Origin of the sequence: Anabaena sp. PCC 7108 (genome assembly GCF_000332135.1) — a bacterium.
GTDB lineage: Bacteria > Cyanobacteriota > Cyanobacteriia > Cyanobacteriales > Nostocaceae > Anabaena.
The window spans coordinates 659,884-681,901 of the sequence record NZ_KB235896.1; the positions used below are offsets into that span (position 1 = coordinate 659,884).

General features: G+C 38.2%; 21 protein-coding genes. 7 read left to right on the forward strand and 14 right to left on the reverse strand.

What is annotated here, in order from left to right; translation table 11 throughout:
* Positions 1 to 508 precede the first annotated feature (508 nt).
* Entirely contained in the window at positions 509 to 1,402 is an 894-nt protein-coding gene (locus ANA7108_RS0103720; RefSeq protein ID WP_016949424.1) for a bifunctional 2-polyprenyl-6-hydroxyphenol methylase/3-demethylubiquinol 3-O-methyltransferase UbiG, read from the reverse strand.
* A gap of 735 nt (positions 1,403 to 2,137) precedes the next feature.
* On the opposite strand from ANA7108_RS0103720, the gene ANA7108_RS0103730 reads away from it, so the two are divergent.
* Positions 2,138 to 3,355 carry a glycosyltransferase family 4 protein gene (locus ANA7108_RS0103730; RefSeq protein WP_016949426.1) on the forward strand — a complete coding sequence of 406 codons (1,218 nt, stop codon included), beginning with the start codon at positions 2,138 to 2,140 and terminating at the stop codon, positions 3,353 to 3,355.
* A 164-nt stretch (positions 3,356 to 3,519) separates the two neighbouring features.
* On the forward strand, positions 3,520 to 4,566 hold the full coding sequence (locus ANA7108_RS0103735; RefSeq protein ID WP_016949427.1) for a cyanophycinase: 1,047 nt from the start codon (positions 3,520 to 3,522) through the stop codon (positions 4,564 to 4,566).
* A 403-nt stretch (positions 4,567 to 4,969) separates the two neighbouring features.
* Here the strand turns inward: ANA7108_RS0103735 and ANA7108_RS0103740 are convergent, their stop codons facing one another.
* The 8 genes from ANA7108_RS0103740 to ANA7108_RS0103775 form a co-directional block, all read right to left on the reverse strand.
* The gene (locus ANA7108_RS0103740; protein WP_016949428.1) at positions 4,970 to 5,539 is read right to left on the reverse strand and encodes a hypothetical protein; all 570 of its coding nucleotides are present in this window, start codon (positions 5,537 to 5,539) and stop codon (positions 4,970 to 4,972) included.
* A 100-nt stretch (positions 5,540 to 5,639) separates the two neighbouring features.
* The gene (locus ANA7108_RS0103745; protein WP_016949429.1) at positions 5,640 to 6,809 is read right to left on the reverse strand and encodes an IscS subfamily cysteine desulfurase; all 1,170 of its coding nucleotides are present in this window, start codon (positions 6,807 to 6,809) and stop codon (positions 5,640 to 5,642) included.
* Positions 6,810 to 7,063: 254 nt separating this feature from the next.
* On the reverse strand, positions 7,064 to 7,483 hold the full coding sequence (locus ANA7108_RS0103750; RefSeq protein ID WP_016949430.1) for an NUDIX hydrolase: 420 nt from the start codon (positions 7,481 to 7,483) through the stop codon (positions 7,064 to 7,066).
* Between the two features lie 192 nt (positions 7,484 to 7,675).
* Positions 7,676 to 7,837, reverse strand: coding sequence for a hypothetical protein (locus ANA7108_RS30070; RefSeq protein ID WP_016949431.1), 162 nt, complete (start codon positions 7,835 to 7,837; stop codon positions 7,676 to 7,678).
* Positions 7,838 to 7,906: 69 nt separating this feature from the next.
* Entirely contained in the window at positions 7,907 to 8,284 is a 378-nt protein-coding gene (locus ANA7108_RS26725) for a hypothetical protein (RefSeq protein ID WP_016949432.1), read from the reverse strand.
* A gap of 59 nt (positions 8,285 to 8,343) precedes the next feature.
* The gene (locus ANA7108_RS0103765; protein WP_237741476.1) at positions 8,344 to 8,739 is read right to left on the reverse strand and encodes a hypothetical protein; all 396 of its coding nucleotides are present in this window, start codon (positions 8,737 to 8,739) and stop codon (positions 8,344 to 8,346) included.
* A gap of 447 nt (positions 8,740 to 9,186) precedes the next feature.
* Entirely contained in the window at positions 9,187 to 9,642 is a 456-nt protein-coding gene (locus ANA7108_RS0103770) for a cupin domain-containing protein (protein ID WP_016949434.1), read from the reverse strand.
* A gap of 67 nt (positions 9,643 to 9,709) precedes the next feature.
* Positions 9,710 to 10,492 carry a cysteine hydrolase family protein gene (locus ANA7108_RS0103775; RefSeq protein WP_016949435.1) on the reverse strand — a complete coding sequence of 261 codons (783 nt, stop codon included), beginning with the start codon at positions 10,490 to 10,492 and terminating at the stop codon, positions 9,710 to 9,712.
* Positions 10,493 to 10,574: 82 nt separating this feature from the next.
* Between ANA7108_RS0103775 and ANA7108_RS0103780 the strand changes: the two genes are divergently transcribed.
* The 3 genes from ANA7108_RS0103780 to ANA7108_RS0103790 all read left to right on the forward strand — a co-directional run bounded on the left by ANA7108_RS0103780 (position 10,575) and on the right by ANA7108_RS0103790 (position 15,367).
* Complete coding sequence (locus ANA7108_RS0103780; RefSeq protein WP_016949436.1) at positions 10,575 to 11,972, forward strand: amidohydrolase; 1,398 nt, start codon at positions 10,575 to 10,577, stop codon at positions 11,970 to 11,972.
* Positions 11,973 to 12,403: 431 nt separating this feature from the next.
* Positions 12,404 to 13,171 (forward strand): slipin family protein, encoded by a 768-nt coding sequence (locus ANA7108_RS0103785; protein ID WP_016949437.1) that lies wholly within the window; start codon positions 12,404 to 12,406, stop codon positions 13,169 to 13,171.
* 180 nt (positions 13,172 to 13,351) lie between these two features.
* Positions 13,352 to 15,367, forward strand: coding sequence for a family 10 glycosylhydrolase (locus ANA7108_RS0103790; protein WP_016949438.1), 2,016 nt, complete (start codon positions 13,352 to 13,354; stop codon positions 15,365 to 15,367).
* 247 nt (positions 15,368 to 15,614) lie between these two features.
* Here ANA7108_RS0103790 and ANA7108_RS0103795 read toward each other — a convergent pair whose 3' ends face one another.
* Positions 15,615 to 17,027 carry an adenylate/guanylate cyclase domain-containing protein gene (locus ANA7108_RS0103795; RefSeq protein WP_016949439.1) on the reverse strand — a complete coding sequence of 471 codons (1,413 nt, stop codon included), beginning with the start codon at positions 17,025 to 17,027 and terminating at the stop codon, positions 15,615 to 15,617.
* Between the two features lie 93 nt (positions 17,028 to 17,120).
* Positions 17,121 to 17,624: a pentapeptide repeat-containing protein gene (locus ANA7108_RS0103800; RefSeq protein ID WP_016949440.1), complete on the reverse strand. Its 504-nt coding sequence runs from the start codon at positions 17,622 to 17,624 to the stop codon at positions 17,121 to 17,123.
* 14 nt (positions 17,625 to 17,638) lie between these two features.
* On the opposite strand from ANA7108_RS0103800, the gene ANA7108_RS0103805 reads away from it, so the two are divergent.
* Positions 17,639 to 18,142, forward strand: a complete 504-nt coding sequence (locus ANA7108_RS0103805; protein ID WP_016949441.1) for a YraN family protein — start codon at positions 17,639 to 17,641, stop codon at positions 18,140 to 18,142.
* Positions 18,143 to 18,382: 240 nt separating this feature from the next.
* Entirely contained in the window at positions 18,383 to 19,252 is an 870-nt protein-coding gene (locus ANA7108_RS0103810) for a DUF5895 domain-containing protein (protein ID WP_016949442.1), read from the forward strand.
* Positions 19,253 to 19,315: 63 nt separating this feature from the next.
* On the opposite strand, the gene ANA7108_RS0103815 is transcribed toward ANA7108_RS0103810, so the two are convergent.
* The 3 genes from ANA7108_RS0103815 to ANA7108_RS0103825 form a co-directional block, all read right to left on the reverse strand.
* Positions 19,316 to 20,530: a murein transglycosylase A gene (locus tag ANA7108_RS0103815; protein ID WP_016949443.1), complete on the reverse strand. Its 1,215-nt coding sequence runs from the start codon at positions 20,528 to 20,530 to the stop codon at positions 19,316 to 19,318.
* Complete coding sequence (locus tag ANA7108_RS0103820) at positions 20,530 to 20,778, reverse strand: hypothetical protein (protein ID WP_016949444.1); 249 nt, start codon at positions 20,776 to 20,778, stop codon at positions 20,530 to 20,532. The genes ANA7108_RS0103815 and ANA7108_RS0103820 overlap by 1 nt, the downstream gene beginning before the upstream one ends.
* 267 nt (positions 20,779 to 21,045) lie before the next feature.
* Positions 21,046 to 21,816: a hypothetical protein gene (locus ANA7108_RS0103825; RefSeq protein WP_016949445.1), complete on the reverse strand. Its 771-nt coding sequence runs from the start codon at positions 21,814 to 21,816 to the stop codon at positions 21,046 to 21,048.
* Positions 21,817 to 22,018: the final 202 nt, after the last annotated feature.

Below are 22,018 nucleotides of genomic sequence, written 5' to 3' on the forward strand. Positions count from 1 at the left end.
CAAATTCAACCTTATCGCCTGTGTCTATACAGTCATCACCATGCAAAACCGGGTAAATTGTACGCGAAGGCTGAAACTGAGATGGGGTAACCCTGTGAAAAAACTATGATTATGCTGCTAGTTTTGATCAAATTTCCACGAAAAATCGTCGTTTCAGGCACTTAAATTTTTCTTAGCATACAAAAAACCTTTTTTGGCACGGTGATACCTACCAGCCGTCAAAATCCAGATCCACGCCACACAACGAATAGTTCTAACCCACATTCCGCACCCTGGGGTGTCACATAGTATTATCACTTAATTCTCTCTTGATTTTTGGATATAAATTATGCCTTATCGACATCATGTATCCGTTAATTCATTGAGATGTGGTATACAATACATCCTCATATCATCACAAAAAAGAGTAAAAACCGATTGTGACAGTTGAGGGTGCGGAAGATAGGTTCTAAAACACCGCTGGTATCTTTTTTGTGGTTCCCCCCAAGGGAATTCATTTAAGGATTCGTTAAGTTGTTGCCTGATATAAAGCAACTACTTGGTTGGAAATTGAACGTGTCAAACGCTTTGGTAAAATATTAAGAAAGCTCTCTAGCAGAAATTTTAGACCTAAAATTAAGTCTTGATCATGATATGGAGTACCTCCATAGACAATAGCTCCCCTACGATAGTCAATAAGCGAAAAACCAGTTTCACCTAGCGTTTGATCCCACTCAGTATCTGTACGACAAGAAATATGCCCATATATAGGAACTTCTTTACCATTAATTAAGAATTTTGTGGGATTATCTCTCAAATCATTTTGTAAGGCTTTAGTCTTAGAACGTGCATTTGAAAGCCAATAACTCTTTTGAAAGATGTTAGGTTCGTTTGGAGTTGTCAATATGAAATAGCCTCCTGTTTTGATGACTCTACGTAGTTCCTTTAAGAAGCCCGTAGGATTAAGGATATGTTCAATAACTTCTGAGCAATACAATAGGTCAACAGAGCCGTCGTCTAGGGGTAAACTATTAGTAATATCAACGGTCTTAAAGTCAATATTATCAGCATTGAAGTATTCTTTTCTCAAATTACAAATCCTATAGCTGGCAGGACTGCCTTCTAGCCCCAAGTAGTGGTATTTGACTGAGTAATTATCAAATAGCTGCTTGATGAGAAAAATATCTAATCCATCTCCACAACCAACGTCAACAAAGTTATGACTTGGTGTATCTTTGTTTATGGAGGACAATAATTGAATGTTCTTACTAATCAGGTCAGCAACTTCTTTGCGCTTGCGATACCAAAAGTAATTACCTGATGGAGTTCCTGTCTGTAAGTTTGCTTCATACTGAAACTTAACCTCCAGTATTTGAGCAATAATTTTGTTAACTTCGCTATAGCTCATAGACGTTTTATCCATAGGGTGAACGGAATTGTCAAGTTCATACTTTACCAAATGTCTATGAGCTTACCTTGCCAGACTGGCAATAAAAGTTGCCAGTATTAGACCGACTAAACCTACCTCCCCATATTGATCAAGTATGGGTTCGGTTTCTGCCCCAAGTAAGCGCTTTATCAAAACAATTTTTTAAGAGGTTAAGGTATTCAAATAATTAAACCTTAGTCAGTAGTAACAATAAATTTTGATTTTCTAATCATCAAATTTCCGCAACTATGGAAACAATAAAAGTCATCTAAAAATGACTAAATAGCCTCAACAATACTCAGTATGCTTTAATAAACTTTAACTATTAGCCGGGAAATTCATTTTTGGGCAGATGCCAGCGACTTTGAAGCGATCGCATGGATTTCTGTATGCTATAATATTATACCTTATACTTAATTTTGCCAACAAGACTTGAAACCCTGATTTGGAATAGGTTCTAGCTTTATTCAGCCAGCCCTACGTATTTTCGTTTTTTCGCCTTAACCGAGGGGTATTGCAAAAGCATTACAGTCTTTGGGGATTTTAAAATCCCATATCTGAAATAGTTCCCTAAGTTTGACAACTCTGATAAGCTTTATGAAAAAAACTATTAAAAAATTAAAAAATTTAGTCATCATCCTCATGGTAATTGCTAGACCTATCTTTTGAGATAAATATAGTTTTTGAATAGTTTTTGAGATTTTTGTAAATCGTCGGGGAGTTGCGTAAATGAAGATACTAGTACTGAGTTGGGAATTTCCGCCCAGGATAGTGGGAGGTATTGCCCGTCATGTAGCAGAATTATATCCAGAACTGGTAAAACTAGGGCATGAAATTCACCTGATTACACCTGAAGTTACACAAGCATCGTTGTATGAGGTAGTTGAAGGAATTCATGTACATCGATTACCTGTGTCCCAAGGTAATGACTTTTTCCACTGGGTAGTTAATTTAAACGAAAGCATGGGACATCACGGTGGTAAGTTGATCATGGAAGAAGGCGGATTTGATATTATCCATGCCCATGATTGGTTAGTTGGAGATGCGGCAATCGCTCTCAAGCATACCTTTAAAATTCCCCTCATCGCTACTATCCATGCGACTGAATACGGGCGCTATAACGGTATTCACAATGAAACTCAACGCTACATTAACGATAAAGAAAATTCCTTGGCTTATAACGCTTGGCGTATTATTGTTTGTACCGAATATATGCGATTAGAAGTACAAAGAGTACTACATAGTCCTAGCAACAAAATTGATGTTATTTATAACGGTATTCGACCAGAAAAAAAACAACACCACGAAGATTTTCATGCCTTAGATTTTCGTCGCCAATTTGCCGATGATCATGAAAAAATCGTTTATTATTTGGGTCGCATGACCTATGAAAAAGGTGTACCCGTATTACTTAATGCTGCGCCTAAGGTACTTTGGGAAATGGGAGGTTACGTTAAATTTGTGATCGTTGGTGGTGGTAATACCGACCATTTAAAAAGCCAAGCTTGGGATTTAGGAATTTGGGACAAATGCTATTTTACAGGTTTTCTATCTGATGATTACTTAGATAAATTCCAAACCATAGCTGACTGTGCAGTTTTTCCTAGTCTTTATGAACCCTTTGGTATTGTTGCGTTAGAAAGTTTTGCTTCTAGAGTCCCTGTAGTAGTTTCAGATATAGGTGGTTTTCCTGAAGTAGTACAGCATACAAAAACGGGAATTACCACTTGCGTTAATAACTCCGATTCCCTAGCTTGGGGAATTTTGGAAGTCCTGAAAAATCCAGGTTATGGACAATGGTTGGTAGATAACGCTTATGAAGATTTAGAACGACGTTTTAGTTGGCCGAAATTAGCTAAACAAACAGCAGTGGTTTATGAGAGAGTGGTAAGAGAGCGATCGCTTCACTCACTACACCCAGCACAGTCATCACCAATTGATTGGTAATTAAACACCAAGGAAAACTGAGGTTTTCCCAGAGTATTGCAGAGAATTAATAATTACTCTCCATTTTTTAGCGTAAAAAAACACTACAAAGTCTGTACGCTGGGAATTTTACCCTTTCTAATGAGAGAGTTAGCAGTAATTGCTGTTTGCGCCAAAAGATTAATATGACAAAGGCATTCCCAAATATAGCAAAGCGTTGGAAGAATGCAAAAACTATGTTGTTGAAAATGGTAAACCACATCATCAACCATTTGACAGCAAACCTGAAGCGCTATTTCCGAGATATCACAACTGATGTCCGTCCTCCCGCAGCTAAAACAGGTTATAAGCTACCTCTGTTAGCTGGCCCTGTGCATAATTTGGGTGGAGGTGGTCCCGATGTCGATGACGCTATCCAGTGGATGATTAACACCGTTAGAGGAGGGAGTAATTCTGATCACAAAGTCAATGTTTTAGTGATTCGGGCTGCTGGTGACGATGATTACAATCAGCTAATTTATCGCATGAGAGGTGTCAATTATGTAGAAACTTTAATTATTAGCAATAGACAAGAAGCCAACAGAACCGATATTTTTGATAAAGTCAGAAATGCCGGTGTCATTTTCTTTGCGGGTGGTGATCAATGTGAATATATTCGCAACTGGAAAAACACGAAATTAGAAGTTGCTGTTAAGTCGGTTTACGATAAAGGTGGTGCTATTGGTGGCACAAGTGCAGGGGCAATGATTCAAAGTGAATATATTTATGATTCTTGCGCTTGTGAAGATAGTATTGAAAGTGCAGAAGTACTTGATGATCCCTATCGTAATGTTACCTTTACCTATAACTTTTTTCAGTGGAAGTATTTGCGAAAAACCATCATTGATACTCATTTCGATGAACGGAAAAGAATGGGTAGAATTATGGTTTTTATTGCCCGTCAAATTCAAGATGGTGTATCTGCAACTGCATTAGGTATAGCTATTAGTGAAGAAACTTCTTTACTGGTTGATAAATACGGTATTGCTAAAGTTATGGGCAGAGGTGCAGCATATTTTATTTTAGGAGATCATCCACCAGAAGTCTGTCAACCTGGAACTCCGCTGACTTTTCACGATTATAAAATTTGGAGAGTTCCTAGAGGTGAGACATTTGATTTAAACAAATTACCTTCAAAGGGTTATTATCTCAGGAGTGTGAAGCGGGGAAGGTTTGACTCAGATCCTTATTAATTCAGAGGGAACAGGAAGCAACTCTTAACAGGAAAAACTCATGTTTAAAAACATGAGATTGAAATAATGACACTGTTTTTTTGGTGCTACGCATCTCAAAAAACATCCTTTTTTTGACTGAGCTTTAAACTCAGAACTAAAGTTTCTTATCTGTTCCCTGTTAAGAGTTCCCTGTTCCCTTTTTTTTGTAATTTGGTGAGAAGAATTCAATAGACATCTTCGGAAAAAATTGTAGAGCCGAGAATCCCTACCCATGCAATGTTTCTACAAGGGTTAGAAGAAACACATATTTAATTTTTATCCAGATATCTAATCTATATGAATAACTATAAATTGTGTGGTCTGTTATTTCCTAATGCAGCTTTAAAAATTCCATATCTGTTGTGCTGTGCGACAACATACCCTACATTTCAAAGCTTCTTAAATAGGGAAGAATATATTTTTGTCCCCGTTCAATGTAGTAAGGAGAAAAGAGAGTTTCATAATCTTGTTTTACTAGTGTCATAGCTCGCTGCATACGTTCATGCCCATAGACAATAAACTGGGCTGTTGATGCTGCATAGTATTCACGCTCTGACTCTTTAATATTTTTCTTAAAAGCATCTTGGTAAAGCGATCTTCCTGCTTGAATAAATGCTTTTTGTTCCTCGTCAAATTCAATTTGACCCTCACTAGGAAAATATAATTCTGTCCGTTTCATAAAACCCATAACTAGATTCATACATTCACGGGTTTGTTCTACAGACAAACATTCTTGATCACCACGACGAAATCCCCATTGAGTGCAACCATTAGTTATTTCTAACGCTCGCAATTTGCTAAATTTATCTAGAGCTTCATCAGAAAATTTTTCAAACTCTTCAATGCGATCTTCTATGAGCTTTTTAAACCTTGGAAAATCTTCTTCAAAAAAATCTTTTAGTTCTTCAATCTCTGTAAGCTTGTTCCAGTAAATTGTGCGTTGTATGTTCATGATTAAAAGCTGAATTATTTATTTATTCATTATATCGTTATTTTATTAATAAAACCCCTATCTCTTCAATTTAAGTCAAGAAATCGGGGTTCTAGATTAACTAACAACTAACTACTGAGGAAGTTCTTAAACTTTTGACAGTAGAAATCAAATGTTCGGCAACGGTGTCAATTTCCTCCATAGTATTAAATCGACCAATCCCAAACCGCACCGAAGCATAAGCCAACTTTTCCGAATTTCCTAAAGCAGTCAGCACATAGGAAGGTGCAACATTATTTGAAGAACAAGCAGAACCTGAAGAAACTGCCATAATTGGTTGTAAACCTAAAGAAAGTGCAGCACCATCTACACCCTCAATACTAATATTTAAGTTACCTGATAATCTTTTTTGAGGATGTCCATTTAAATGAATTCCTTCGATAGTAGATAACTTTTTCCACAATCTTAATCTTAATTCTGTCAATTGCTGATTTTCTGTTTCTTGTTCTGACAAAGCAATTTCTACAGCTTTACCAAACCCAACTATTTGCGGTGTATATAACGTACCAGAACGCAGCCCTCGTTCATGTCCTCCCCCATGTTGTTGGGAAATAAGTTTAACTCTAGGGTTGCGTCTGCGAACATATAAAGCACCTATACCCTTTGGTCCATATACTTTATGGGCTGTGAGAGACATTAAATCAATGTTCATCTCTTCCACATCTAAGGGAATTTTACCAATTGCTTGGGCTGCATCTGTATGAAAAACAATTTGACGTTGACGGCAAATTTCTCCAATTTCTGCTAAAGGTTGTAAAACCCCAATTTCATTATTTGCCGCCATCACAGATACTAAAATTGTATCATGTCGTAAAGCTTTTTCTAACTGATTTAAATCAATTAATCCATCTTTTTGCACAGGTAAAACTGTCAGACCAAAACCAAGGCTTTTTAAATATTCACAAGGGTCTAAAACTGCTTTATGTTCTGTTGCCACAGTCACAATGTGTTGACCTTTTTGGAAATAAGCTTCTGCTACACCTTTGATAGCTAAATTATTGGCTTCTGTTGCACCACTTGTAAAAACAATTTCTTCGGGGTTAGCATTAATGGCATTTGCTAAAATTCTCCGTGTTTGTTGAACAGCAGCTTCTGATTCCCAACCGTAAACATGACTAATACTAGCTGCATTACCAAACTTTTCGGTAAAATAGGGAATCATTGCGGCTAGTACCCTTTCATCAACTGGTGTAGTAGCGTGACAATCGAAATAGATAGGACGACTGGACATAGTTAATTCAACGTTAAATCAAAATTTGACTAGTTTTTTTAAGTCTTTGAGAACTTGATCAAGTTCATTTGTAAAAGATATGGATGACAATGTTATTTTATTAACATGACTGAGTGCTAAAAAGTTAAAATTACTTAACAGTTTTGCAATTAACGATAAGTTAACTGTAATAAAAGCGACAAAAGCCCCGGATAAAACTGGGGCAATTTTGGGGCAATTCTAAATAATGATAATTCATATACAAGAAATAAGGATTAAATTAACCCTTGGTCTTGCGAAATCTTGAAAATTCTTTTCAGAGACGTTTCCTTTACTAGTGTGGCAGCTTGTTTAATATCTAACCACATTCTTTCTCTTTGCATTGCCTCTGGCCAATCTTCTAAAACTGTCTCCACTGGTAACAAAAATAAATTTACTCGATAGATATTACCCCTTTTACGATATTCATACGCACCGATTTTCTCATTATTGACCTGGCCAACTACTCCTGCTTCTTCCCATGCTTCTTTAGCAGCTGAATCATAAGGACTCATTCCCTTACAAACTCCCCCTTTAGGAATTACCCAACTTTGACCTTTACGAGTGGTAATCAATAAAATTTCAACTTTTCCATCTCTGACACGATAGGGAATAACTCCTGATTGTTTCAAAACTTTATTAGGTTTTTGGCTCATGTGAATCTATTCCTAAACAATCATCTACTAAATTCTCAAATCCTAGAAATCATAAGAGCGATCGCATCATGGTAAATCAGTCTTTAGGGGGTTTCCTTTCTAGGTTAGCAATATTGACTATAAAATTGACTATAAATTTAAGTAGGTCGGTGAGGAAATTTATAACTATGTGACGGAAAGTTAACAAGATTACTAATTGTTAAATTTAATATGTTCTGTACTATGTTTTTTTCTTTCTCCCCTAGTCTTCACCCCATTTATTACCGCATAAGCAAGATATTCTTTGCCTTTAAGCATCTGTCCCGATAGCTCATCTTTTTTCAAATGCTGCCACTCCAATTCAATTGGATTCATCTAGGAGTAATATTGAGGTAAAAATAAACCGATTTCAGCGGTGTATATTGCATTTGAAATAAATAGTAACTACGAGCAAAGTTTGATAATTTGAGTTTGCAAGGCGAGTTTTTCATTTACACCAAATTTCAGCATTAGTTCTAGTTCCAACAGCATTTTCAAATTATTTTTCAGCTTGTTTACACAACAATTAGCAACCTCTTGGCGGATGTAATACAAGCGTTTGGAATTTTTCACGTCTGCAAGTTGGGATATTGCATTGTCATCTTGACATCCAGTGATGATCATCTGTTTGACTGTTAGCCAAGTGCGAAAGGTTGTAGTCAGGGTAGCGGTAATTTTTAAAGCTGGTTCGTTAGAGTTAATTAAGCCTTCAATAAATTCTAATGCTTGAGCATTGTCACCCAAGCGAATGGCGTTGGCTAGTTGTAAAGTATGTCGTAACAAGTTCTAAAATCTTGGGAATATGCTCTAAATTATGTTAAGTTTATGATTATTACTTCTTCTTACTTCAAATAATTCTGACTGGGTAGGTTTATAAACATACTCAACTCTTCAGTAGTGAGAGGGGTCGTTAAACCATTGAAAACAGAACCAAGAGGATGATTAAAATTTAATTGAGGGTCTTGTTGATTAAATATTGCTAGACGGGGTTGCTCAAATTTTCTTAGCATATTAAGAATACCGGATTCACTCTGGCTGCCATCTTGTTTTGATACGTCTTCTATGTTCTTATGAATCCGAATAGGCTCAAGTCCACTTTTTCCTTCACTCAGCAGTGCTTTTAGGAATTTTCCACCCCGTTGAACAATGTCTGAGTTTTGAGCTAGAAAGTAAACACCAACATTCCAAAACCCTAAAGCACGATTTGAAACAAATCGTTCAATGTACTGTTCTATCAATTTTGGCAATGTGTTTATGTAAACCTGGTACAGAAATTACCAGTCCTCCCTCAAATTTCAACTTCGGATCAGCTGTTGGTTTGTAATACCAATTATTTGTGAGGCTGCATATTATTTTGACACTCCCTAGACCACAAAAATCCGGTTCCCTCCTCGCTTGCGGGGTTAGGGAGGGGTTCTTTTTATGTATCTTTATATGAAATTGGTATAACCTGAATATTGTCTTTCTGTTTTTGAAATTAGTTCTTAGTGAAGTTTTCAGACCGGAATGTAGGGATGAATACCTCACTACAAACCTTTAATTATTTACGTTACTCTACTTAAACTACTCATTCCATATAAAATTTGACGAAGTTTCATATTTATTTTGGTTGATTTGGGGATGATTTTAAACTCGTAGATATTGGTTATATTTGTGTAGCTGTGACTTCTAGTCCATTCTCTGACCTAAACAAATTTAAAAGGATCTACTCTCCCCAAAACAGCCATATCTTCTGCATCTAATTCTACGGGAATACCACTGCGAATTAGTTCTGAAAAATCTTCATTGGGAACCATAATTGTCAGTGTATAAAGACGATTTGCACCCGTATTTTTAATCAAATGCGTGCCTGTAGGCGGTACTAATAAACTGTCTCCAGATTTGATTGCTACTGTTTTACCGTCACAAATAGCAACTCCTTCTCCTTTGAGAATAAAAAACATTTCTAATGCCCATTGATGACGATTTGCTGGCGTTTGTCCACCGACATCAAATATTTCTATACAACAGGTTAAAGAAGTATTAGCAGTTGTGGAATCAAAGATAATTGCTAATCGATTAGAGTCACGGGGGCTGATGCGGTATGCTTGATAATCTTTGGGAGATTTAATAACCGGAATCACACAACAAGTAGCTTGCATAGTTCAATTTTAGATTTTAGATTTTAGATTTTGTTATGGGTGAAAACTTCTTCCCAGTCTCTATTTTCTATTGAGAACTGGTGTTATTCAAAGTTGTAGAAATTGCTGTTGAATCTGTGACAAAACCAAAGCATTGGTTGACATTATATAATGTAGCTAACCAACAATATTCAGGGGAGGTTGTAGCAGTACAGTCTTTGACTAAAATGCAATCATATCCTAAAAAGTTGGCATCACATAATGTTGTTAAAACACATTGGTCAGCATTGACACCTGCAAATAATATTGTCGTTATTCCTAAATTCCGCAAAATACTATCTAAGGACGTATCCCAAAAGCCACTCATGCGATACTTATCGACACTAATGTCATCAGGTAGCTGCTGGAGTTCGTCTACTACCGCAGCCGCCCAACTTCCCGCCATGAGTACTTTTTCTCCATTGCTGGGCAGAGGATGTCCCAATCCTACACCATCACCTGTGGGATTATAGACATGGAGTAAAGCCGCACTAATATTCAATAAATCAGGACGATTTCCCCAATTTAGCCAAATTACAGGCACATTGGCCGCCCGTAGTTGTGGTAATAATTTTTGTAACGGTTCAATAGGTTGACTGGCTGGGGTGACATCTACGCCGATATGCGCCAACCAACCATCAGGATGACAAAAATCGTTTTGCATATCAATAATGATAATGGCGGTTTTTGCTAAATCTAGGCGCAGGGTTTTGGTTTCTGTTGATAAAATAACGAATTGTGGGTTTTTTTGCGGACGAGTAATATCTGCAAAATCTTGATTCACATTCCAAGCATTTGGTGCAATTCCTAAAGTCCGAACGGGTAAATTCATAAATGCCAACACCTAATATCATTGTTTACGTTGTAACTTAAAAATATGTTGACTGTTCAATTACTTAATCAAGGTTAAAATAATGAACTTTACTATCAAAAATGCTGTAATTCCTATTACAAATGGTTACACAACTGTAGATGTTCAAGTTATCAATGGTATCATCTCCGCCATTGCAACCGATTTAGATGTGATTGGTACAAAAATTAACGGTGAACATAAATTATTATTGCCTGGTTTTGTTAACGCCCACACCCATTCTTCCGAACATTGGCAACGGGGAGTAATTCCACCTTTACCGTTAGAATTATGGTTAGCACACCTGTATGAGTTTGCCCCTTTGGATACGGAACAGGTTTATCTCAGCGCCTTGGGAACGGCGGTAGAAACTTTACTTTCTGGGGGAACGAGTGTAGTTGATCATTTGGTGTTAATTCCCGGAAAAGAATTAGAAACTATCGCTACATCTGTTCGCGCTTATCAAGAAATCGGAATTCGGGCTTTTGTTGCACCTCTAATTCAAGATGAGTCTTTGAATGCAAGTATTCCTTCAGGGGAATTTTCCCAAATTCATGAGCCTTATTTTCGTTCGACTGGGTCAACTTTGGCAATTATTGAAGAAGCGGTAAGGTTGTTTCATCGTCCAGAGGAGGGTATTACTATTTTAGTTGCACCAACGGGGATTCAGTTGTGTACTGATGCTCTATTTACTGGATGTATTGAGTTAAGTAATCGTTACAATCTTTGTCGTCACTCGCACTTACTGGAAACCAAGGCTCAGAAAAAGCTTGCACAAGAAAAATATGGTTGTAGTGCGGTTGAACATTTACAAACTATTGGCTTTTTGAGCGCTAGTACTAGTTTAGCCCATTGTGTTTGGTTAACTGATGCTGATATTAATATTCTTGCCCAAACTCAATCTACTGTCGTTCATAATCCTTTAAGTAATCTGCGTTTAGGTAGTGGTATTGCTCCTATTTTAAAATATCGTCAATCTGGGGTAAATGTAACTTTTGGTTGTGATGGTGCTTCTAGTAATGATTCTCAAGATTTGTTAGAAGCTATTAAAATGGGTTCGATTCTGCACAATGTTACAGATTTTGATTATCAATTTTGGATTACTCCCCGTGAAGCTGTCGAAATGGCTTCTTTAGGTGGGGCAAAGGGACTAAATATAGATGCTAAAATTGGTTCTTTAACTGTAGGTAAACAAGCTGATTTAGTTCTTTATGATTTGACTAATTTATCATTATTACCTCGGACTGATCCTATTGGTTTATTGGTTTTGGGTCGTCCTAACAATGTTGTAGATAGTGCCTGGGTTAATGGTAAACAAATTATTGCTAATGGTGCAGTTACAACTATTAATGTTGATGAATTGCGGCAAGAATTATTTAACCGTAGTCAGTGGGAAACAACTCAAAAATCAGAAAGTGTAGTGCAAATGGAAGGGCGTTATCGTCAAGTTATGGGTTTATAAAACGCAGAGGTACGCTGAGGTTAGCGCAGAGGTACACAGAGGGAGTTTTTGTAGTTTACAGGACTTACGCAACTGGCACATTGGTAGGGTGCGTCAGACTGCATAAATCTAGTAAATAAACAGATTTTTGATATCTGACGTGGTTGGTGAGCTTGCCGAACCACACCATACAATAGATTTTTGGTGTGACACGCAGCTTTAGTCCTATTAGTAATACCATTTCTTTATGAGGCTGCGCTTAATTTTATAACCTTGTCTTTTTCTTCTCTGTGTCCTCTGCGTCTCTGTGGTTCGTTCCTCTTTGAATTTGGCGCATCTTTATACAGAATTGGTATAACAAATTAAACGTTCCTCATCTCATATATAAAATTTCTCTCGGTGTATCTATTTTAGGTTTAGAATAGAACTATTTAAAATGAGCTTAACTACAAATGCTACCATTGATTATTGTTTTCATTTTAATCATATTTATAGCTGGTTTTAAGCTAGACCAAGAATATCAGCGTGGTGTTATATTTCGGCTAGGTAGAATTAAGGGTGTTCGTGGTCCTGGTTTATATTGGATTATACCCTTAATTGATCAAAAAACTCAGGTAGACATTCGCACGAAGACGGTGACTATTGAACCTCAAGAAACTGTTACTGCTGATAGTGTCACCATCAAAGTTAATGCTGTTCTCTACTACCGCATTACTAACGCAACTTTAGCCATTAATAAGGTTGAAAACTACCAATTAGCAGTTTATCAAACTGCTTTAACTACCTTGCGTAATGTGGTTGGGCAAAATATATTGGATGATGTTTTACAAAACCGGGATAGGATTAACACAAAACTTCAAGAAATTGTCGATGAAATAACTGGTCCTTGGGGTATTTTAATTGAACGTGTAGAAACTAAAGACGTAGAAATTCCGCTGGCTATGCAACGAGCAATGGCAAAAGAAGCTGAAGCAATTAGAGAAAAACGCGCCCGAATAATTAAGGCGGCGGCAGAAAAAGAAGCTTCGGTACAATTATCTGAAGCGGCACAAATGATTATGGAAAATCCGGCAGCTTTAGAATTAAGACGATTGCAAATGTTAACAGAAATTGGAGCGGAAAATAACACGACGACGCTGTTAATGATGCCTTCAGATTTTATCATCTTGGCAAAAAATTTGTCGGATGCGATTCAGAAACAAGGACAAAATAATTCGTAATTCGTAATTACACTTTGGGGTAAACTCCTCAACGTTTCCCTAAGTTAGGTGTCCTTCTTTTTAACCCAATTATTAATTGGAGTGCAAATACTTTTAATATTGGTACACGCTGTATAAGGCATAAACCTAAACACCGTATTATTCTTAATTGAAAAATATCAATCATTCGCAAAATATCCTATGGTATCCACTTCTCCCTCATTATCCGATATTCAAAATCATTGGGCGTATTTATTTATTCAGGGTTTAGTTCAGCGTCGCATTCTCAATGGATATAGTGATGGGACTTTTCGCCCTAATAATCCTGTTACTCGTGGTGAGTTTGCGGCTATCATCGGTTCTGTATTTACGCCCACTAAAAAACGGGAATATCTATCTTTTAAAGATGTCGATGAGACATATTGGGCTAAAAATGCCATTAAAAAAGTTTATGAAACTGGATTTCTGGTGGGCTATCCTGATCAAACTTTCCGCCCCAATGATACTATTTCTAGGGGTGATGTCTTAGTCTCTATGGTCAACGGGTTGGAGATTGCTGCTCAGGTAGCACCTGACTTAGTGAGTAAGTTACCACAAATCTATCAAGATGCGCCCGTTATTTCTAGTTATGCTATCAATCAGGTGGCGATCGCAACTCGTGTCGGTTGGGTGGCTAATTATCCCAATATTAAAATACTGAACCCGCAAATGGCTGCTACTCGTGCTGAGGTAGCGGTAATGGTATATCAAGCTTTGGTATATCTGGGGAAAGCAGAAAAAATCACCTCTGACTATATCGTTGTCCCCACAAATCCCAATACACCCAATAATACAATTAGGTTAAATCATCGCCGAGAGTTTCGCGGTGCTTGGGTGACAACAGTGTGGAATAGTGATTGGCCTTCCAAACCAGGACTTCCAGTGGAACAGCAGAAAGCCGAACTATTAGAAATTATCAAACAATTACAATCTCTCAATTTTAACGCCTTAGTTTTGCAGGTACGACCAGAGGGAGATGCTTTATACTCTTCTGAGTTAGAACCTTGGAGTGCATGGATTACAGGGACGCAGGGGAAAGCACCAGAACCATTTTATGATCCTTTAGAATATGCGATCGCAGAATGTCATAAACGCAATATTGAACTTCATGCTTGGTTCAACCCCTACCGCGCCAAAACTACTATCAAAAGTGGTTCTAATGTCCGTCCCCACATAGCAGTCACAAATCCTGAAGTTGTTTATCAATGGGGTAATCAATTATGGATGGACCCAGGCGCAAAAATCGTCCAAGATCGAGCCTACAATGTAATTATCGATGTTGTCAGCCGCTACGATTTAGATGCCATTCATCTAGATGACTATTTTTATCCTTATCCCATATCTGGTCAATCTTTTCCTGATAGCAAAACCTACGCAGCTTATAAATCAAATGGTGGCACACTCAGCCTAGAAAATTGGCGACGGGAAAACGTAAATCAGATGGTGTTGCGTTTATCTCAGGGAATTAAAAAAACTAAGTCTCACGTTAAATTTGGTATTAGTCCCTTTGGCATTTATCGCCCCGGACAACCAGCAGGTATTGTTGGTTTAGATCCCTATAATGTCCTTTATGCTGATTCCAAAAAATGGTTACAAGAAGGTTGGATAGATTATTTAGCCCCCCAACTTTATTGGCGTACTGACCAAATACAACAAAGTTATGAAGTCTTACTAAAATGGTGGACAGAAACTAATACCAAACAACGACATATTTACGCTGGTAATAATATCGGACAACTTGACGGGAAAGTTTGGAAAAATTCAGAAATAGAAAAGCAAATTCTCCTTTCTCGCAACTTGGCTGGAAAGTTTTCTTTGGGAAATATCTTTTTTAGTATGAGTTCTATCAAAAACAATCGCCAAGGTATAGCTGACCAATTTAAGTCTTATTATCCCATACCCGCTATCGTTCCCAGTATGTCCTGGCAAAATAACACTCCACCTCCTCCTCCCAAAGATATCAAATTTGAAAATGGTAAATTAAATTGGCAACCAACTGATAATCAACCTGTGCGTTCTTGGACTCTTTATCGCCAAATTGCAAATAATTGGACAATCCAGCGCATTTTATCTACAGGGACTACCTTTGCTACCGTACAACCCGGAACCTATGCAGTATGTGCAGTGGATAGATTAGGAAATGAGAGTGAGGGTTTGGTAATTATCGTATCCGGTTAAATGGTGTTCGTTATGGCTGACGCGGGGACGCGGAGATGGGGAGACGCGGGGACGCGGGGACACGGGGACGCGGAGATGGGGAGATGGGGAGACGCGGAGATGGGGAGACACGGAGACGCGGAGAAAATTCCCTGTTCCCTGTTCCCTGTTCCCTGTTCCCTGTTCCCTGTTCCCTGTTCCCTGTTCCCTGTTCCCTGTTCCCTGTTCCCTGTTCCCTGTTCCCTGTCACCTGTCACCTGTCACCTGTTTACGAATTATGTCTGCTAATTAACAGAAAAGTAGTTACTTCACCTCTACCTTTTACCTGAATTAATCCCCGTTTTTCTAATTTATAATCATCTTTAATGTGTGAATAAGTCGTTTCTGATAATTGAATTTTGCCGACAATGCCATGAGATTCCATTCGACTAGCTAGATTAACTGCATCACCCCATAAATCATAACTAAACTTTTTCAAACCAATTACCCCAGCAACTACAGAACCAGTATTAATCCCAATTCGTAATTGAAAAGATTCACCGGTTGTCGTTTTAATTTGAGTAATTACCTGTTGCATATCTAGTGCCATTTGAGCAACAGCAAGGGCATGATCAGAGCGGGGTGTAGGTAAACCACCAACTACCATATAAGCATCACCAATTGTCTTGATTTTCTCTAAACCATGAAATTCTGCTAATCTATCAAAGCTAGAAAAAATCTCATTGAGAGAATTAACAAGTTCTATAGGTGTGATATGCGCCGCTAGTCCGGTAAAATTGACAATATCTGCAAAGAGAATAGTGACTTCATCAAATCGTTGAGCGATCGCACTTTGATCCTGTTTCAACTGTTGGGCAATCTCCGCAGGTAAAATATTCAGCAGCAAGCGTTCAGATTTTTCCTTCTCATCCCGTAGACAAGCTTCTACCTGTTGGCGATCGCGTATTTCTTGTCTTACCCGTTGAAACATTTGGCTAAATGCCTCGATCACCTCACTCATTTCATCCCGACGTTGCACAGACAAAGTAGAAAAAAGCGGATCATCCCCATCTTTACTAATCGCTTCCCCCGCAGCTACCAAATCATCTCGCAGCAACAAAATCGGCCTAATCACCGTTACTCCCAGAGTCAGCATTGTTGTTAGGGTAACAAAAATCGAGATGATTAAAACCAGTCCAGCAACCCTGATTGAAAAAGCATACAACTCGGCTTGTACAGAGGAAGAATCATGACGCACAATCAGGATATACTTCTCAGCTAACATCTGGGCAGACCAAGCAACATCATAGCGGTTTCCATCGTGACTCCGAAACCGAAAAACCTTGGCCTTCCCCAAATTAGTTGCAGAAATCTGGGGTTTTTCCCCAAATGTTCCCACTAATTTCCCATTAGCTTGATAAACTGCTCCACCTAGAATCACAGATCCAGGTTTGAGTTTCTTAGCTGTAATACTCAGAATTTCTGAAGCATCTGCACCTTGCTGAATTTTGTAAATAAGGGAAGCAAAAACTTCATCCGAAACATCTTCCAACTTGGATAATAGTTCATCTTCCCTCCGAAAATAAGAAGGTACCAGAATTGCTAGTTCAATCACGACAATACTGGTAAATACCCAGGTAACAATGTATCGTGATAACCTGGCCTTAAAAAGCTGTAGGCACATTTTCAAAAGGGTTAACATCCAGCTTTCTCCTTCAATAAACAGGCAACAGAGCAATTACTGATTACTGAGCTTTAGTAATGAAGTATTTATCACCTGATTATAACTGAGCAACTAGGGGCAAAATAACGTGTCCCGCGTATCCCTACCTGTAACGGGATTAGTGCCTTTGGCAATCTTACACAATTTTTTTTGCTCATCTGAACGCAGCAGTACATCAGTAAAATCCGCTCCGTCAACTATAGCACCATCAAATCTGGCACTGGCTGCAAATGCACCTTCTAAAACTGCATTAGTTAAATTTGCTTTAATCAGACGCGCAGAATCAAGGGTAGCATTTGTAAGATTAGCCCCCTCTAAGTTGGCTGACTCTAGATTCGCTGCAAAAAAGCTAACACCGCTCAAGTTAGCATGACTAAAATTACTCTGACGGAGATTAGCTTTGGTAAAGCTGGAGTCTGTTAAATCACGTCCTGAAAAATCAGCTTCCACGAGGATTTCTTTATTGTATTCCAGTGCCAATGCTGTTGATGTTAGACCTACTAATGTTGTCATGGGAATGATTACCCACAGCAATAAACTGAGTATAATTGAGCAAATCCGATACTTAGTATTCATGGTATTTTTAATTAATGTCTAAATCTCCACGATCTAATTATCCAGATATTGGTCATTTAGGAGAAGACCTAGTAGCCCAATGGTTACAATCTACAGGTTGGGAGGTTCTGCACCGCCGCTTTTGTTCTCGCTGGGGAGAAATCGATATTATCGCCCAGTATCACGAGCAAACAACAACCGCCCCAAATACCAACAATCCAGACTCAATCCTAGCATTTGTAGAAGTAAAAACCCGCAGTGCAGGTAATTGGGATACTGGGGGTAGAACCGCTATCACTCCCCAAAAGCAAGCAAAAATCTGGCGCACAGCAGAAATATTTTTGGCTGAATATCCTGAAAAAGCTGATTATCCATGCCGCTTTGATGTGGCTATTGTCTTTTGTCAACGGGTATTAAAAACTCATGGTAAAGTTACTGCTATTCCTGAAGCGATCGCAAGTCTATCCACAAATGAACTCACTTTACAACTGCAAGAATATATTCCAGCTGCTTTTGAGCTAAGTAGTAAGACTGAATAAAAGAAAAGTTAGTAGTCAGGGCTTTAGCCCTATCAAACCTAGCAAGAGAGCGATAAATCGCTCACTACGACCAAAATTTTATCTGACATTTAATTCTGTCTATCTACTTGTATTATTCTGTCGGTCTGGAAAATATTTTTTCCCTAGTTGTTACAATCTAATTCAGACTGTGCCTGATGTCTTCGATGGATGGTACAAAAGTTAAAATTGTAAAATTAAACACGTTTTTATTCTAAAATCATGAAAGCATCTGCTAAGTTCGACTTTGAAGACGAAAAATTTAACGCCCCACCTTCCCAAGTCCTTCCCTGGGGGTTAATGATCAATCCTCGTTATGGAAAAGATGGGTTACAGAGTTATGGTTTGGCAATTAGCCAAGATAATGCCCAAGCTATTGGTTTTCAACCAGATGATAATTGGCAACAGGTAGACCATGAATTTAGTTCGGGAATGGAAACTGTGTTTATTAGCACTACTCCCCGATTAGTAATTGTGCGTCGTGGTCCATTATCTGTTAAAGACCGAGAAACGGGGATTAAATTGGGTACGTTTAAGGATAATTATGATGCTTTTTTAGCTGATAAACTTAAATTTAAAACCTTTACTCGTCATCTGATTTTTTTAGTAGGTGAAGATAAAAAGTTTTTACATCAATCACCTCTACAATTAACTCTCAGTGGTTCACCTGGAGCTAGTTTTGGTAAAAATTATTCTGAATACCAACAAGGTAGAGCCATCGGTGGTTTTGTGGCGGAATTAGAAAAGGCTTATGCTGGCTTTCAAAAGAAACCCGTGACTCCAAAAGGACCTTTGTTCCATGCTCATGGAATTTTTTGCCCAATCATTGAATGTGAAGAAAGAGGGATTGAACCAAATACGGCTTTGGTGGCTTCAACTGTCGATTACAAACATCCCACAGTCTCAACTTTAACTGATTATATGATTGCCTCAGATTCTCCTGAATCGGCAATTATTTGTCAGGCTTTTGAAGAACACAAAGAATTTGGTAAAGAAGTGATTAAACCAGAAATTTCTAAGGTAGAAATGGCTGGTGTTACCAATTCTTATGTTTATGCCGATGATGATGAATTTGGTTATCCACCGTATTAGGATAATTCGTAATAATGCCCATTAAGTAGGGGCGGGGTTTCCCCGCCCGTATCTATCTATAAACTAATTTTTGAGTAGTAAATAGAACAGTGAACCGTTACCGCCGGAAATACCCGCGCGATCGCCTGCTAGTTTACCAGTCCCCATGAAATAATCTACTCTTCCTGGGCCTTTAATCGCACTGCCGGTATCTTGATCTAAGACAAAACGGCTAACTCTCCGAGACTCTAATTTACCTCTTCCCGCAGGATAAGGAAATGAGTTGTTAATCAGTGCTAGTGCGCCAGGAGGCATGAGGGATTTATCTGTGGCAATGGAACGTTCTGCTGTTACAGGGACGCTAATACTGCCTGTAGCTGCCGTACCGTTAGTTTCTTGAAAGAAAACAAATCTTTCCCAACGTGGTAGATAATTATTCATCTCCCTGGGATTTTGACGGAAAAAACTAATTAACTTGGGCATGGTTAAACCGCTGAGTGGCAATTTACCATCTTTCGCTAGTTCTCCACCAATACTAGTCCAAGGATAATCAGTTCCCCCAGCGTAACCAACCGAGGTTTTTTGTCCATTTGTTAATTTAATTTGGGCAGAACCTTGAATTTGAATCATGTAAGGATCAAAGCGATCGCGGAACCAAAGCATTTCTAACCCACGCAACTTGCTTTTATTCCCTTTTAAACCATCTTTACCTTCTAAATCAACCCGTTTGGGATGGGGTTTAGCCCAGTCTTTAAAGTCTGCTGGAACTCGATACAAGGGATATTTATATGTTGAAGTTCTGACACGGCTGGCGGTATACTCCGGCTCGTAATAAGCTGTGAACTTGACAGTACCCTTGCCATCATTGCCGACAGACTGGTAAAAAACAAACTCCCGATTTACAGCAGCTTGTAGTTGGGTTGCTGATGTAGAACTGACAACCAATTGCCGAAAGCGCACTAAACTCCGACGCACCCGATCTAGGGTAATTTCTTTGATGGGGTAATCAGCATATATTGTCGCTGCTTTATTTGTTCCCAAATAACGCAAACTGTTATCAATGGAAGTTAACAGAGCTTGTTTATCTCCTTGTTTACCCCAAAGTTGTTCATCCCAACCCAAGCAACTTTGGGAGGTACAAGCGGTTCCCACGTTGACTGGTTGCAGTGGTGGTAAGACTTCAGGTGTAGTTGGTATTGTTATTGGCTGTGTAGTTGGAACTTGAGCAACAACTGACCAAAGAGGATTTACAAAGGCAATTCCTAAACTCAAGGATAGCAAAGCAAGGGTTTTTCTCATCATCTTTCAATACTAGAACTAAAAATCGGTTCTACCCGAATACCAACAATCCGGGATGGACGTACCACCATATATTCCCCTTGAATATTTTTAATCGGTACGCTAATAAAATCGTTAGAAGCTGACTTTGGCACTAGCTCCCCACTATACCACTTCTGAAAATCTTGAATAGTAGGAAAACGCACTTCTTCCCGATGTCCGCTATCCAACAGGAGGAAAACGGCATATTCGTTTGGAGTTCTAGGCATAAATTCACATCACATCATTTTTAATACATCCAACTCATTGTTAACCACGTCTGTCCCCAATGAAAAGGGTAATTCATTTTGGATTTTAGATTTTAGATTTTGAATTTTAAAAGACTTACTGCTTGAATAAGGCAGGAGACAGGAGGCCAAAAGTAGAATAAAGAGGAATATTCCCGCATATATCGCTGTTTTGCCTCTTCTCCCCTACACCTAGAAGAGTTGACGCTTGCTTCCCCCACAGCAGTTCCCGATAATTGCTAGAAAAAATTAAAAAAATAATTTAAATCGTGCTAACTGTGTTTCAATAGACCTCGTGAGAATTTTATTTAATTCTCCACTGTCTTGAAATTGTAAAATTTGCTGTATAGGTAAATCAAAGGGAAATTGTCCTTCTAATTCTGGTCGTTGCATTTGTCCTAGTAGAATTTGTTCAGACCTTTTACTTGCAATTGCGTAACCAATTTCTACGCAGACATGGGGACTGGGAACTAGTTGATGGGATTCTTTGCCCTCAAGGCTAGTGATAGGTGTGGTATCTGCAATAAATAATAAACTTTTACGGATTTTCCGCATTATGCCTTGGTTTAGCCGCAAAGGTGCATTGCTAGAACTGGATAATTCTATTAATGTTAGGGGTAAACGCGATTTTGTATTTAAAGTTTTTAAACTTTCTTGTAGTTCTTCTCTAAGTATTTCACTTGCTTTTACATACTCAGTTTGAGAGCAGAAAAAAATAGTTGGTTCTAATTGAGCTAACAATGCCTGTTTGGTAAAATAAATCTCATGACTAATCAAGTCAATGTTAGCTACACAATAACCACCGCTACCCTCGATATAAAATTCAGTATTTTCTCCTTCCAGATACCGTCTAAACCAAGTTGATGCTTTTACTTGGTCACTTTCTTCCAAAAAGTCTGCACGCAATCCTGATTTAAGTAAGCTTTTTTTACTTAAGCGAATGTCTGGAGGACGTTTTTCCAATTCTGTAATTGGCTGATAATCCTGTAGATACCACGCTCTGAGCGCAATAATTGACATAAAGGGTGATTTTAACTGTCTCTTGCTATTCTATTATAGTACAAAATTACTCTTACAAAAGAAGGGAACAGGGAACAAATAAAAAACTAAAGTTTAAGAGTTTAAAGCTCAGTCAAAAAAAGGATGTTTTTACAAGGAGAGTGACACGAAAAAAACAGTGTCATTATTTCAATCTCATGTTTTTAAACATGAGTTTTTTTCT